Source organism: Pectobacterium sp. S5 (genome assembly GCF_051707265.1).
In the GTDB taxonomy this organism is placed as follows: domain Bacteria; phylum Pseudomonadota; class Gammaproteobacteria; order Enterobacterales; family Enterobacteriaceae; genus Pectobacterium; species Pectobacterium polare.
This window is the reverse complement of the sequence record NZ_JAULSZ010000002.1, coordinates 456,186-470,408: the sequence shown is the minus strand read 5'-3', so window position 1 is coordinate 470,408 and position 14,223 is coordinate 456,186. Positions and strand designations below refer to the sequence as shown.

Sequence of the window (14,223 nt, the reverse complement as noted above, 5' to 3'; positions counted from 1 at the left end):
GAGGCATGACGCAATTTATTTACTTTTCTTAGTTCATCCAGCGGCGCATTTGCGCACGATTCAGCATTTTCTCTTCCCACCGATTTTCGCTAATTCACTGAAATAAAGATGGAATTTTCGAGCTAAAAACCTGCGCAGCAAAATAAATTGATATATATCAATTTTGGTATGACCAAATAACCTAGCGTGCTATTCTTGCAGCAGATATCAGGCTTAACTTACGCGAACCCTATGTTATATAAGGATATTATTTTTTACTCTTTATTAACGATTGGTTCACATTTTAGGGGGTCATTTTGACATCACCAACCAAAAAAATTGTCATTGTCGGCGGGGGAGCTGGCGGACTTGAACTCGCAACGAGTTTGGGCCACAAGTTAGGACGCAAGAAAAAAGCGGAGATTACGCTGGTGGATCGTAACCATAGCCACCTGTGGAAACCACTGCTGCACGAAGTAGCGACCGGCTCGCTGGACGACGATATGGATGCGCTGAGCTACCTGGCGCACGCTCGCAATCACAATTTCCAGTTTCAACTGGGCATGCTGACGGATATCGATCGTGAACAGCAGCAGATTCAACTGGCCGAAGTGTGTGATGAACAAGGCGACGTACTGGTTGCGGCACGCCGTATCCCGTATGACATTTTGGTGGTGGCATTAGGCAGTGCCTCCAATGACTTCGGCACACCGGGCGTGAAAGATCACTGTATTTTCCTGGATAATCCGAAACAAGCCCGCCGTTTCCATAATGAAATGCTGAATTTGTTCCTGAAATTCACAGCAAATCAGGATGAAAAAGAGCGCGTGAATATCGCGATTGTGGGCGGCGGTGCGACAGGGGTCGAACTGTCTGCTGAGTTACATAACGCGGTGAAACAGCTGCACAGCTACGGCTTTGACGGGCTGGATAATCAAACGCTGAACGTGACGCTGGTGGAAGCGGGCGAACGTATTCTGCCTGCGCTGCCGCCGCGCATTTCAGCGGCTGCGCATCAAGAGTTGAACAACATTGGCGTCCGTGTGCTGACGAAAACCATGGTGACCAGCGCAGAAAGCGGCGGTCTGAATACCAAGGACGGTGAATTTATCGAAGCCGACCTGATGGTTTGGGCGGCGGGCATTAAGGCACCGGATGCGATGAAAGAGATTGCAGGTCTGGAAACGAACCGGATTAACCAACTGGTGGTTGAGCCGACGTTGCAGACGACGCGCGATCCCAACATTTTCGCCATTGGCGACTGTGCCTCCTGCCCGCAGGAAGGCGGCGGTTTTGTGCCACCGCGTGCGCAGGCAGCTCACCAGATGGCATCACGCTGCCACAGCAATATCATCGCGTTGCTGAACGGACAAACGCTGAAACCTTACGTCTATAAAGATCACGGTTCGCTGGTTTCGCTGTCTAAATTCAGTACGGTTGGCAGCCTGATGGGGAACCTGATGCGGGGCTCCGTGATGGTAGAAGGGCGGATTGCACGTTTCGTGTATATCTCTCTATATCGCATGCACCAGGTTGCTCTGCATGGCTATGTCAAAACAGGCCTGATGATGCTGGTTGGTGGGATCAACCGGGTGATTCGCCCGCGTCTGAAGCTGCATTAATCCATCACTGCTGACATCCTTCTGATACGGGCATGAACGCAATTTCATGCCCGTATTCTTTTGTGCCAGCGGCCATCTTATTTTTACTCAATAACCCTCCCTTTTCGCCAATCCACTCATAAGATCCTGTTTCTGAGTCGTAGCGCTATTAGCTACTTTGCTGATATGGCAGTATAAAATATCGTCCTATTAGCAATTCCAGTTAAGATAATTCTCAAATGACGGATTTATGTTACGAATCTGACACTTTTGGTTAATTAGTCTTATTGCGAGAGTGTGAAACATTGTGCAGACTTTCCACTGTTTACAGATGGCGTAGCACGCACGTCGAAAATTCTGAATGTTGATATTCAGAAGGAACCATCGGATTCATCGCGTTAAACGCGAGCTGGCGTAAAACAAGATTTACGGCAGGATTGCAGGTGGGGAATGCGTGAGAATAGATTCGGGAGGTATCCTGTGAACAAATCCATGTTAGCGGGTGTAGGTATTGGTGTGGCTGCGGCATTGGGTGTGGCAGCGGTGGCGAGTATGGAAGTTTTTTCCTCTAAACCTCAGTTTGCACAGGTGCTAACAGCAACACCGATTAAAGAAACGGTCAAAACGCCTCGTCAAGAGTGCCGTAATGTCAATGTGACTCACCGTCGTCCGGTACAGGATGAAAACCAGATTGCTGGCTCGGTACTGGGTGCCGTAGCGGGTGGGGTTCTGGGGCATCAGTTCGGTGGCGGACGCGGTAAGGATGTCGCAACGGTAGCGGGTGCACTGGCAGGCGGCTATGCGGGCAACCGTGTACAAAGCGGCATGCAGGAAAATGATACGTACACGACGCAGCAACAGCGCTGTCAGACGGTGTACGACAAATCACAAAAAGTTCTGGGTTATGATGTCACCTATAAAATCGGCGACCAGCAGGGTAAAATCCGCATGGATCGCGATCCTGGTACACAAATTCCAGTAGATCGAAACGGACAATTAATTCTGAATCAACAGAGTTAACTGACCCCAACGTCTACGGTTTGCGCTGACACCATCTCTAAAAACCGCGAGATACCTGAAGAAGGTGCTCGCGGTTTTTTCGTTCTACGTTCTTTCTGCTTATAGGCTCTTCCTGCTTTCGGTTAGCTTCATGCTAAGGGATAGCAGCAAGGCGGCCGCCGCGAATCCCCCCGCCAGCCAAAGTGTCGCGATCGGGCCTGAGCTATCCACGACTTGACCACCGACCCACGATCCGAGCGCAATGCCAACATTGAAAATACCAACATACAGTGCGGAGGCAATCTCCACGGCGCGCGGTGCCGCCTTCATCATCCATGTCATCAAACCGACGGACACGCCGCCGTAGGCCAATCCCCAGACGAGCAGCGTCACACCACCGCCAAAATGCGAGCCCCCGATGATCAGGAACAGAATCGGAGTCAACAACAGCCCCAACGCGATTGCCATCAAGGTTAACGCTGTGCGCTGCGCCGCGATGATACCTGCCAGAAAATTGCCGATGATGCCTGCCATGCCATAGGCGAACAGCAGTGCGCCGATCCATCGCGCATCGAATCCCGACACCGATAGCAGCAGCGGCCGTACGAAGGTAAAGGCCATGAAGTGTCCGGCTACCAGCAGTAGCGTCAGGGTTAGCCCAACTTGCAGCTTACGATTGATCAACTGCTCGCCGAACTGGCGTAGTGTGACTGAATGGGCAACGGGCAAGGCAGGAATAACCGCGAGGTGAAGCACTAGCACCAGCCCGCTAAAGATGGCCATGCAGCCAAAGGCCCAGCGCCACCCGGCGAGATCGCCGATCAGTGCGCCGAACGGCACTCCCAGCACGGATGCCGCAGCGACACCGCCAAAGATGATGGATGTCGCCAGACCGATGGCGTGCTCGGGAACGAGTCGTGCTGCCAGACCACCAGCAATCGCCCAGATACCGCCCATACAGAAACCGACCAGCACGCGCGCAGCCAGCATCCAGCCGATGTCCGGTGCCAGTGCCGAAGCAATGTTGGCGATAACCAGCAGCGTCAACAGTCCGCATAGGATCCTGCGTCTATCCATGCCGCCGGATGCGATCACCACCAGCGGGGCGAATAGCGCAGCCAGCAGCGCGGGGAGTGAAATCATCAGGCCTGCGGTTCCGGTAGAAGTCTGTAGCGTATCGGCAATCGGTGTTAGCAAGCCGACCGGAAGCATTTCCGTCGTGACGACAGAGAAGGTCGCAAGGCCGACAGCGACGACGGCCAGCCAGGAATGCTGTGCAGCAGCACCTAGAGGGATAGAAGAAGGTGAGTTCATGGTTCAGTCCTTAATAGGGGAAGCGGCGATATACCGTCAAACGGCGTGGGGAAGAGGAGGAATCGTCCGCAGGCGTTGGTATCCCCACAGCGCAACTAGCAGCACTAATGCGCCAGCGCATAGCGCAACGGCGAATCCGGCTCGGGCACCGCTGTCGTCAACAACGTAGCCTGATAGCGCTGCGCCTAGCGCCACGCCGACATTCAGCCCCGCCAGCAGCCAGGTCATGCCCTCGGTAAGACGCTGCTCGGGAACCAGACGTTCGACCAGCGACATTGCCACGATCATGGTGGGGGCGAAGAACAGCCCGGCGATCAGCACGGCCATAGCCAGTGCGGGAATGTTGCCAACCAGCAGTAGAGGCAACGTGGTTGCTGCCGTTGCTAAGCCGCCCAGCAATAACAACTGATGCAATGCGGTTCGCAGCTTGAGAGCACCAAACACCAGCCCGGCCAAGCATGAACCGACCGCATAAGCTGACAACACCAAACTGGCCGCCGCCGGCTGACCATACTGTTCGGCGAAGGCCACGCTGACGATATCCACGGTGCCGACGATGACGCCCATCGCGACCATCAACAGCGCCAGTAAACGCACGTTCGCCTGTTTGATCACCGACCCCGAACGATCCGTGCGGACATCCTGCGCTTCTACTGGCGGCTCGGTGCTGTGCTGTGTCACCAGAGCAAACACGCCGACAATCAGCAAGAACGCCGCTGCCAGCGGACCAGCCTGAGGAAATACCGCGACGGACAGCCCGACAGCCAGCGGTGGCCCGGCGATAAAGGTGACTTCATCGAGCACCGTCTCCAGCGAATAAGCCGTCTGCAAGCGAGGCTGGCCGCGATAGATGGCCGTCCAGCGCGCTCTTACCATTGCGGACATGCTGGGCATGAAACCGGCCAGCAAGGCACCGATGAATAAGCTCCAGTCGGGCGCTTGCCACCAGGTGCTGGCGAGCAGAAGCAGCATGCCAATCACGCTGATAGCGGTTGAAATCGGCAGCACGCGGCCTTGCCCGTGGCGATCGACCAGACGAGAGATCTGCGGTGACAGCAGCGCGTAGGTCAGTACGAAGGTGGCAGAGACGGCACCCGCTAGCGCATAGCTGCCGCGCAGTTGCGATAGCATGGTGATAATGCCAATGCCCGTCATGGGCAGCGGAATCCGCGCCAACAGGCCAGCCAGCGCAAAGCCCTTGGTGCCGGGCGCAGCGAAAAGTTCTCGATAAGGATTAACCATCTCATTCTCCAAAGTGAATCCACTTGCCACCAAGTGGCGGCACAGCGACAATACATACAGAGCGTATGAATAAAAGCATATATTCATACGGGATGAATGTAAATAATCATACGGTGTGTATGTAAGGATGTGTCGATGGTTCGTCGTACCCGTGCTGAAATGGAAGAAACCCGCGCTACGCTGCTGGCGACCGCCCGTAAGGTCTTTAGCGAACGCGGCTATGCTGACACCTCAATGGACGATCTCACCGCGCAGGCGAGCCTGACCCGTGGGGCGCTTTATCACCACTTCGGTGACAAAAAAGGACTGTTGGCGGCGGTGGTGGAACAGATCGATGCTGAGATGGATGAACGACTGCAAGTCATCTCCGACACCGCCGAGGATGGCTGGGAAGGCTTTCGTCGTCGCTGCCGCGCTTATCTGGAAATGGCGCTGGAGCCGGAGATTCAGCGCATTGTGCTGCGTGATGCCCGAGCGGTGCTGGGGGGCGCGTCACCAGATTCACAGCGCCATTGCGTTGAGTCGATGCAGCGGCTGATAGACAACCTTATCCGACAGGGCGTGGTGGCTGATGCCGATCCCCAGGCGCTGGCATCGTTAATCTACGGCAGTCTGGCCGAAGCGGCGTTCTGGATAGCGGACGGAGAGGATGGAAATGCACGGCTGGCACAAGGTGTAGCCGCGCTGGAATTGCTGTTGCGTGGGTTATTAGTCAAGCCACGGTAGCGATCAAAAGAACAGCCTGACGAGACACGTGGTTGGCGTCCCGTCTTTGGCTTAACGACGGAAAATAATCTCTGCCCAGCGCGCTAGTCCGGCGGTAACGGAACCAAAATCGTTGCCGCTGGCGATAGGAATATCAGGAAGCAACTGCTGAATAGCCTGACGCAGCAGCGGAGAACGGGCGCTACCGCCGGTCAGGTAGATCACTTCCGGTCGGGTTTGACTGGTTTCTAACGCCAGCGTCACCTGTTGCTGAATACGCGTGAGCGGATTCTCGATGGCGGCATTGAGTTCATCAGCATGAATGTGCGTTGCCAGACCCGATTCGATAAAGTGCAAATCGGCTGCCGTTTCCGACTGATTGGACAGCGCAATCTTGCTTTCTTCCGCCAGTTGAATCAGACGGTAGCTTAGGCGCTGTTGCCAAACGGTCAGTAATCTTTTTACCAGTTCTGGCTGGCGGGCATCGCGGATCATTTCGTTGATTAAGGCGCGGCTGGCGGTGCTATGAAACTCTTTTTGCGCCGGAATATCGTTAATCGCAACCGCATTCCACCAGGTCATGAGTGGCAGAGCGATGCCTTTTTCCGACTCACTATTCATGCCAAGCAGTGGCATCAGCTGTTTGAACGCGAGCATGATGTCCAGATCGTTACCGCCAACGCGGCAGCCGCTGTGCCCTAACAGGCTTTGTGAGCGTTCATGCTGCTTATGCCACTCTGGGCCCATCAGCAGCATGGAGCAGTCGGTGGTTCCGCCGCCGATATCCACGACCAGCACGCGCGTTTCTTTCGTCAGCGTGGATTCGAAATCCAGCCCAGCGGCCACGGGTTCAAACTGGAAGACGACGTCTTCAAACCCGGCACGGTGTGCCGCACGATCTAAAATGCCTTGCGCCTGCTGGTTGGCTTCTTCGCCGCCGATGCTTTGAAAGTTAATCGGGCGACCGATGACGGCCTGACGAATAGGCTGATCAAGCTGGCTTTCTGCCTGCGTGCGGATGTGCAGCATCATGGAGCAGACCAGATCCTCAAACAGCGCAATCTGCTGGGCTTTTAACCCGACGGCACCGAGGAAGGACTTCGGTGATTTAACGAACCACGTCTCTTCCGGGTCATCCATATAGTGGCGTAACGCATCGCGCCCGAATTTCACGCTATCAGGCTGCACGCGAATATCCTCTTCGCGGTTGTAGCTGATGGCGCGCTTCAGCAGTAACGCGTTCTCACCCTCAGCATTGACCTGATGGTGTCGCCATAACCACTCGCTAACCGCTTCGCGCACGGGCGCGCACAGCAGGGAAGAAAGATAAGGCGAGCCATTTTCCAGCGACAGGAGCCGTGGCGTACCTGCATCCATAACCGCCACTGAACAGTTGGCTGTACCGTAGTCAAAACCGATAAACATAGTGAGGCCCATGCCATAGAAAGTTTCCGGGAGACATTTTTAACGTCGCACCCGCGACGGCCCGGAAAGGAGACCGCCAAGGATGGCGGACCATAAAAAGGGTGGCGACTTTACTGCGTTACGGCGGTGGATGCAACGGGGGAGGGATTTTTGCGGGAACCCGCAGGTTCCCGTTTATGTTGAAAGCGAGTTACGCCGCCAGCGTATGCTGCGCCATGTTCCCCAGCAGTGAACCGATAAACTCGATGCGCTGCGGACGGTCGCTCAAATCCTTCATGAATTTCAGGCGGGTTGGGCCATCAAGGCGGTAGGTGCCCGGATCGCGCTGTAACAGGCCGATAAGATGGGACGGATCGACGCGGTTTTGCTCGCTGAATTCGATAAATCCACCTTTCTCATTGCCTTCTATACGGCGAATACCCAGCGCCTGTGCCTGCTGACGCAAGGCGGCAATCTGCAACAGATAGCGGCTTGCATCGGGAAGGAGACCGAAGCGATCGATCAGTTCGACCTTCAACTCATCCAGCTCGGCAGTGGTTTTCGCGCTGGCGATACGTTTGTATAACGACAGGCGCGTATTGACGTCGGGGATGAAATCATCGGGCAGCAGGGCAGGCAAGCGCAGTTCGACGTCGGTCTGGCTGTTGATCAGATCTTCCAGCGACGGCTCCCGGCCCGCTTTCAGAGCCTCGACGGCGCTTTCCAGCAATTCCATATAAAGCGAGAAACCGACGCTGGTCATTTGTCCGCTCTGATCGTCCCCGAGCAGTTCGCCTGCGCCACGGATTTCCAGATCGTGCGTTGCCAACGCAAAACCAGCGCCGAGGTCTTCCAATGAGGCAATCGCTTCCAGACGCTTCTGCGCATCGGTGCTCATCGCTTTAGGATTCGGTGTCAGCAGGTAGGCGTAAGCCTGATGGTGGGAACGCCCGACGCGACCGCGCAGCTGGTGCAGCTGTGCCAAACCGAAGTGATCGGCACGCTCGATGATAATAGTGTTAGCGCTCGGAATATCGATCCCCGTTTCGATGATCGTAGTACATACCAGAACGTTAAAACGCTGGTGGTGGAAGTCGTTCATGACCCGTTCCAGCTCACGTTCGCGCATCTGACCGTGGCCGATCGCGATGCGTGCTTCCGGCACCAACTCTGCCAGTCGCTGGGTGGCTTTCTCGATATTTTCGACGTCGTTATAGAGGTAATACACCTGCCCACCGCGCAGAGTTTCACGCAGAATCGCTTCACGAACCACCAGATTGTCATATTCGCGGACGAAGGTTTTCACCGCTAAACGACGGGCGGGCGGCGTGGCGATGATCGACAGATCGCGCATTCCACTCATGGCCATGTTGAGCGTACGCGGAATCGGCGTAGCGGTCAGCGTCAGGATATCGACATCCGCCCGCATCGCTTTGATGCGCTCTTTATGGCGCACGCCGAAGCGATGCTCTTCGTCCACAATTAGCAGCCCTAAATCACGCCAGTGTACGTCGCTCTGTAACAGTTTATGGGTGCCAATCAGAATATCGACTTTGCCTTCCTGCGTTTCCTTCAGCACCTGAGTTTGTTCACGCGCGCTGCGGAAGCGGGAGATCATTTCAATCTTCACCGGCCAGTTGGCAAAGCGATCGCGGAAGTTGTCAAAGTGCTGCTGCGCCAACAGCGTTGTTGGCACCAGAACGGCAACCTGTTTATGGTTTTCAACCGCCAAAAATGCGGCGCGCATCGCCACTTCGGTTTTACCAAAGCCGACATCGCCACACACCAGACGATCCATCGCCAGCGGCTGGCACATGTCGCTCAGCACCGCGTTGATGGCCTGAGCTTGATCGGGCGTGGTCTCGAAAGGGAAACTTTCGCAGAAAAGCTGATACTGCGTTTTATCATGCTTAAACGCAAAGCCGCTTTTCGCCGCACGCTGGGCATAAATATCCAGCAGCTCGGCGGCGACATCACGCACTCTTTCTGCCGCTTTTTGCCGAGCGCGTGACCAGGCATCGCCACCCAGTTTATGCAGCGGCGCATTCTCATCGGCACCGCCTGCATAGCGGCTGATCAAATGCAGCGAGGAAACAGGAACGTACAGCTTGTCTTCACCCGCATAGGTCAAAATCAGGTATTCGGCTTTGATGCCGCCTGCTTCTAGCGTGGTCAGCCCGGCATAACGGCCAACGCCGTGTTCGAGGTGGACGACGGGCTGCCCCGGCCGCAGTTCCGCCAGATTGCGGATCAGCGTATCGGTATTGATCGTGCGGCGGCTATCCTGACGGCGGCGACTGACGCGCTCACCCAGCAGATCGCTTTCGCAGATCAACGCACGCTGACGCAGCGTGTCGATAAAACCGTGTTCGCTGGCACCGATGATCAGGTAAATGCCGCGCTCCTGAGCCTGCTCCAGCGTGTTGATGAGTGTCGGATTCAGTTTGATACGCGCCAGCAGCTCTTGCAGCGTTTCGCGTCGGCCTTCGCTCTCGACGGAGAAAATAATCTGGCCTTCGAACTGTTCGATAAAACGGCGCAGCGCATCCAGCGGGGATTTCTGCTGATGCTGAATCGCCAATTCTGGCAGCGGCAGATAGGCCAGATTCACGTTGGCGGCTTTTTCCGGCAGCGTATCGGTTCTCAACTGCACGCGCGGCCACGCTTTCAGCTCCGTGAACAGACCGTCTACACGCAGCCAGAGTGAATCTGACGGTAACAGCGGTCGCATAGGATCAACACGACGGCTTTCAAAACGCTGCTGAATATCCTGCCAGAAACGTTCGGCGTTCTGTTCGATATTGCCTGTGTTGACGATCAGCGTGTTGTTCGGGAAATAGCTGAACAACGACGGCAGCGGTTCACTGAAGAATAACGGCTGCCAGTATTCGATCCCAGCGGGCCAGACGCCTTTGCTGACCTGCTGATAAATGTGCTCGGCATCGCGTCGCACCTCAAACTGCTCGCGCCACTGGCTGCGGAAAAGTTCGATGGCGGTTTTATCGGTCGGGAACTCATGGGCGGGCAGCAGATTAATGTGCGGTACTTCATTCAGCGTGCGCTGCGTATCCACATCAAACAGACGTAGGCTGTCGATCTCGTCGTCAAAGAAATCGATACGGTAGGGCTCTTCGCTCCCCATGGGGAATAGGTCCAGCAGCGCGCCGCGCGTGGCATATTCACCGTGTTCCATGACCTGATCGACGCTGCGGTAGCCCGCCTGCTCTAACTGCGAACGCAGTTTATCACGCGAGAGGCGCTGGCCTTTTTTCAACACCAGCGCATGGCCGTGCAGGAAACTGTGCGGACAAACGCGCTGCATCAGCGTGTTGACTGGCAGAATCAGGACGCCGCGCGTCATATTGGGCAATTGATAGAGCGTGGAAAGGCGGGTCGAAATAATTTCCTGATGCGGAGAGAAACTATCGTAGGGCAGCGTTTCCCAGTCAGGCAGGGTGGTGACGTGCTGGTCGGTAAATTGCTGAATTTCATCACGCAATCGCAGAGCGTTTTGCATATCCGGCGCGATAAGCACCACTAGCCCGGCGTGGCGTTCAATGATTTCTGCACATTCAACGGCGCAGGCAGCGCCGGTTAACTGGCCCAGCAGGCGCTGCTCACCCGCTTTGGGCGGCAGCGAATAACGGTAATTTTCAGGCATCATCTGATTATCGGGTCTCGCCTCCCTGCATCCGGCCAGGAATAAGAAAAAGCCGTAGAGTGAGGGTGTTAGGGTTCCATAAAGCAGTACTACCCTTTATTATCCTTGATCACTTTGCTTTGGCAACCTTATCCAGACGGATTTCATGTATCAACCTGTCGCTTTATTTATTGGCCTGCGTTACATGCGTGGGCGTGCATCAGACCGCTTCGGCCGGTTTGTCTCTTGGTTATCCGCCATTGGCATCACGCTGGGCGTGATGGCGCTGGTCACCGTGCTTTCCGTGATGAATGGCTTCGAGCGCGAACTGGAAGGCAATATTCTGGGCATGATGCCTCAGGCAGTTATCTCTACGCCGCAAGGTTCGCTGAACCCGGCGTTGATTCCTGCTTCCTCCTTAGACTCGCTGGAAGGCGTAACGCGCGTTGCACCGCTGACAACGGGCGATGTGGTGCTGCAAAGCGCCCGCAGCGTTGCGGTGGGCGTGATGTTAGGCATTGATCCTGACGAACAGGAACCGCTGTCACGCTATCTGGTTAACGTCAAACAGCAGCAACTGCAATCCGGTCAGTATCAGGCCATTTTGGGCGATAAACTGGCCGCACAGCTGGGTGTTAAAGCTGGAGATCAAATTCGCATGATGGTAACCAGCGCCAGCCAACTGACGCCGATGGGCCGTATCCCCAGCCAGCGTATTTTCACCGTTGCCGGCACCTTTGCCGCGAACAGCGAAGTGGATAGCTACCAACTCTTAGTGAACCAGCAGGATGCTTCACGGCTGATGCGCTACCCCGCGAACCAGATTACCGGCTGGCGTTTGTGGCTGGAAAAGCCGCTGTCGGTCGATACGCTGAGCACGCAAACGCTGCCGGAAGGTACGGTCTGGAAAGACTGGCGTGAGCGTAAAGGTGAGCTGTTCCAAGCCGTACGCATGGAGAAAAATATGATGGGGCTGTTGCTCAGCCTGATCGTCGCCGTGGCCGCATTCAATATTATTACCTCGCTGGGTTTACTGGTGATGGAAAAACAGGGAGAAGTCGCCATTCTGCAAACGCAGGGGCTGACTCAACGTCAGATTATGGCGGTGTTTATGGTGCAAGGGGGGAGCGCTGGCGTGATTGGCGCGTTGTTAGGGGCATTGCTGGGGACGTTATTGGCCAGCCAACTGAATACGCTGATGCCGATATTGGGCGTATTGCTGGATGGTGCCGCGTTGCCTGTAGATATTGATCCCATGCAGGTCGTGACCATCGCCATTTCTGCGATGGTCATTGCCCTCTTATCGACACTTTACCCGTCATGGCGCGCTGCCGCCGTTCAACCCGCTGAGGCTTTACGTTATGAGTGATTTACCGTTATTGCAGTGTACTAACCTGTCGAAGCGCTATCAGGACGGCAAGCTGTCTACCGACGTGTTACGTGATGTCTCATTCGAAATGAGCAGCGGCGAGATGATGGCAATCGTCGGGAGCTCCGGCTCGGGGAAAAGTACGTTGCTGCATGTGCTGGGCGGGTTAGATACGCCGACGTCAGGTGAGGTTATCTTTAAAGGCCAGCCGCTGAATACGCTCTCAGCGGCGGCAAAATCGGATTTACGCAACCGCGAGCTGGGCTTTATTTATCAGTTCCACCATCTGCTGCCGGATTTTACCGCGTTGGAAAACGTAGCAATGCCGTTGCTGATTGGCAAAGTACCGACGTCGCAGGCGCAGGATAAAGCCCGCGAAATGCTGGCGGCTGTCGGGCTGGAAGCACGCAGTCACCACCGTTCATCAGAACTGTCCGGCGGTGAACGGCAGCGTGTCGCCATTGCCAGAGCGTTGGTGAATAGCCCGTCGCTGGTGCTGGCGGATGAGCCAACCGGTAACCTCGATCAGCGTACGACAGACACTATTTTTGAACTGCTGGGTGAGCTGAACGTCCGGCAGGGCACTGCCTTTCTGGTGGTGACGCATGACCTGCAACTGGCTAGCCGACTGAACCGCCAACTGGAAATGCGCGACGGTCAGTTGCAGCAGGAACTGACCCTGATGGGAGCGCGGCAATGAGATTTCCTCCGCTCTCGTTGCTGATTGGCCTGCGCTTTAGCCGCGGCCGTCGGCGTGGCGGCATGGTTTCGCTGATTTCGGTCATTTCGACGCTCGGGATTGCCCTCGGCGTAGCGGTGTTGATTCTTGGCCTGAGCGCGATGAATGGCTTTGAGCGCGAACTGAATAACCGCATCCTCGCCGTGGTTCCGCATGGTGAGATCGCACCGGTCAATCAGCCTTTCGACGGCTGGCAGGACATTCTTCCGAAAATAGAACAGGTGCCCGGCGTTGCGGCCGCGGCACCTTATATCAATTTCACCGGGCTGCTGGAGAACGGTGCCAAACTTCAGGCGGTTCAGGTAAAAGGTGTCGATCCACAGCAGGAGAAACGTCTTAGCGCGCTGCCCAACTATGTGCTGAATGATGCCTGGCAGCGGTTCCGCGCGGGTGAACAGCAGGTCATTATTGGTCAGGGCGTGGCAAAGGCGCTGAATGTGGTGGAAGGCGACTGGGTCACGGTGATGATCCCGAACAGTGACCCAGAAATGAAGCTGATGCAACCGAAACGCATCCGGTTGCACGTCAGCGGTATTTTACAACTGAGCGGCCAGCTCGATCACGGCTTAGCGCTGATTCCGTTGGCGGATGCCCAGCAATATCTGGACATGGGGCAGAGCGTAACGGGGATCGCCATCAAAGCCAATGACGTGTTCTCTGCCAATAAGCTGGTGCGCGATGCGGGCGAAGTCACGAATGCCTATGTTTCTATTCGCAGCTGGATTGGCACCTATGGTTATATGTATCGGGACATTCAGATGGTGAGAACCATCATGTATCTGGCGATGATCCTGGTGATTGGCGTGGCCTGTTTTAATATTGTTTCAACGCTGGTGATGGCGGTGAAAGACAAAAGTAGCGACATTGCGGTCTTGCGTACGCTGGGCGCCCCTGACGGGCTGATTCGGGCTATCTTTATTTGGTACGGGCTATTGGCTGGGCTGCTGGGTAGCGTGATAGGCGCGGTGATTGGTGTGATTGTGACCTTGCAACTGACGCCGATTATTCGCGGTATTGAGGCACTCATCGGCCATAAACTGCTGTCCGGCGACATCTATTTTATCGATTTCCTGCCATCGGAATTGCATCTGATGGACGTCTTTATCGTATTAGGTACATCGCTGGTGCTGAGTTTGATTGCCAGCTGGTATCCGGCGCGGCGCGCCAGCCGGATTGATCCTGCTCGCGTGTTGAGCGGACAGTAAGCCAAGCCAACGCACATGCGGCTTGA

At 55.5% G+C, this 14,223-nt stretch carries 10 protein-coding genes; 6 read left to right on the top strand and 4 right to left on the bottom strand.

Going from position 1 to position 14,223, the window contains the following annotated elements; all coding sequences use genetic code 11:
* The first annotated feature begins 296 nt into the window (after positions 1-296).
* Positions 297-1,601, top strand: coding sequence for an NAD(P)/FAD-dependent oxidoreductase (locus QWJ20_RS11670; protein WP_039512626.1), 1,305 nt, complete (start codon positions 297-299; stop codon positions 1,599-1,601).
* A 459-nt stretch (positions 1,602-2,060) separates the two neighbouring features.
* The gene (locus QWJ20_RS11665) at positions 2,061-2,600 is read left to right on the top strand and encodes a glycine zipper 2TM domain-containing protein (RefSeq protein WP_095699857.1); all 540 of its coding nucleotides are present in this window, start codon (positions 2,061-2,063) and stop codon (positions 2,598-2,600) included.
* 99 nt (positions 2,601-2,699) lie between these two features.
* On the opposite strand, the gene QWJ20_RS11660 is transcribed toward QWJ20_RS11665, so the two are convergent.
* The gene (locus tag QWJ20_RS11660; protein WP_433992593.1) at positions 2,700-3,893 is read right to left on the bottom strand and encodes an MFS transporter; all 1,194 of its coding nucleotides are present in this window, start codon (positions 3,891-3,893) and stop codon (positions 2,700-2,702) included.
* A 36-nt stretch (positions 3,894-3,929) separates the two neighbouring features.
* Positions 3,930-5,135, bottom strand: a complete 1,206-nt coding sequence (locus QWJ20_RS11655) for an MFS transporter (RefSeq protein WP_433992592.1) — start codon at positions 5,133-5,135, stop codon at positions 3,930-3,932.
* 135 nt (positions 5,136-5,270) lie between these two features.
* Between QWJ20_RS11655 and QWJ20_RS11650 the strand changes: the two genes are divergently transcribed.
* Entirely contained in the window at positions 5,271-5,861 is a 591-nt protein-coding gene (locus QWJ20_RS11650; protein WP_095699854.1) for a TetR/AcrR family transcriptional regulator, read from the top strand.
* Between the two features lie 51 nt (positions 5,862-5,912).
* On the opposite strand, the gene yegD is transcribed toward QWJ20_RS11650, so the two are convergent.
* Both yegD and mfd read right to left on the bottom strand, forming a co-directional pair.
* Positions 5,913-7,265 carry a molecular chaperone gene (gene yegD, locus QWJ20_RS11645; protein WP_039480357.1) on the bottom strand — a complete coding sequence of 451 codons (1,353 nt, stop codon included), beginning with the start codon at positions 7,263-7,265 and terminating at the stop codon, positions 5,913-5,915.
* Positions 7,266-7,455: 190 nt separating this feature from the next.
* Positions 7,456-10,908 carry a transcription-repair coupling factor gene (gene mfd, locus QWJ20_RS11640; RefSeq protein ID WP_433992591.1) on the bottom strand — a complete coding sequence of 1,151 codons (3,453 nt, stop codon included), beginning with the start codon at positions 10,906-10,908 and terminating at the stop codon, positions 7,456-7,458.
* 142 nt (positions 10,909-11,050) lie between these two features.
* Here mfd and lolC point away from each other — a divergent pair, with 142 nt between their 5' ends.
* From lolC to lolE, 3 genes are read left to right on the top strand one after another with little or no spacing between them, the layout of a single operon-like run.
* Positions 11,051-12,253, top strand: a complete 1,203-nt coding sequence (lolC, locus tag QWJ20_RS11635; protein WP_433992590.1) for a lipoprotein-releasing ABC transporter permease subunit LolC — start codon at positions 11,051-11,053, stop codon at positions 12,251-12,253.
* On the top strand, positions 12,246-12,953 hold the full coding sequence (gene lolD / locus QWJ20_RS11630; protein WP_039480363.1) for a lipoprotein-releasing ABC transporter ATP-binding protein LolD: 708 nt from the start codon (positions 12,246-12,248) through the stop codon (positions 12,951-12,953). The genes lolC and lolD overlap by 8 nt, the downstream gene beginning before the upstream one ends.
* Positions 12,950-14,197: a lipoprotein-releasing ABC transporter permease subunit LolE gene (lolE, locus tag QWJ20_RS11625; protein WP_095994835.1), complete on the top strand. Its 1,248-nt coding sequence runs from the start codon at positions 12,950-12,952 to the stop codon at positions 14,195-14,197. The genes lolD and lolE overlap by 4 nt, the downstream gene beginning before the upstream one ends.
* The last annotated feature ends 26 nt before the right edge of the window (positions 14,198-14,223 follow it).

Bases quoted from the DNA above. Each gene is read 5' to 3' on its own strand.
- QWJ20_RS11660 (WP_433992593.1), bottom strand. From the start codon at position 3,893: ATGAACTCACCTTCTTCTATCCCTCTAGGTGCTGCTGCACAGCATTCC.
- QWJ20_RS11655 (WP_433992592.1), bottom strand. From the start codon at position 5,135: ATGGTTAATCCTTATCGAGAACTTTTCGCTGCGCCCGGCACCAAGGGC.
- QWJ20_RS11650 (WP_095699854.1), top strand. From the start codon at position 5,271: ATGGTTCGTCGTACCCGTGCTGAAATGGAAGAAACCCGCGCTACGCTG.
- yegD (WP_039480357.1), bottom strand. From the start codon at position 7,265: ATGTTTATCGGTTTTGACTACGGTACAGCCAACTGTTCAGTGGCGGTT.
- mfd (WP_433992591.1), bottom strand. From the start codon at position 10,908: ATGATGCCTGAAAATTACCGTTATTCGCTGCCGCCCAAAGCGGGTGAG.
- lolC (WP_433992590.1), top strand. From the start codon at position 11,051: ATGTATCAACCTGTCGCTTTATTTATTGGCCTGCGTTACATGCGTGGG.
- lolD (WP_039480363.1), top strand. From the start codon at position 12,246: ATGAGTGATTTACCGTTATTGCAGTGTACTAACCTGTCGAAGCGCTAT.
- lolE (WP_095994835.1), top strand. From the start codon at position 12,950: ATGAGATTTCCTCCGCTCTCGTTGCTGATTGGCCTGCGCTTTAGCCGC.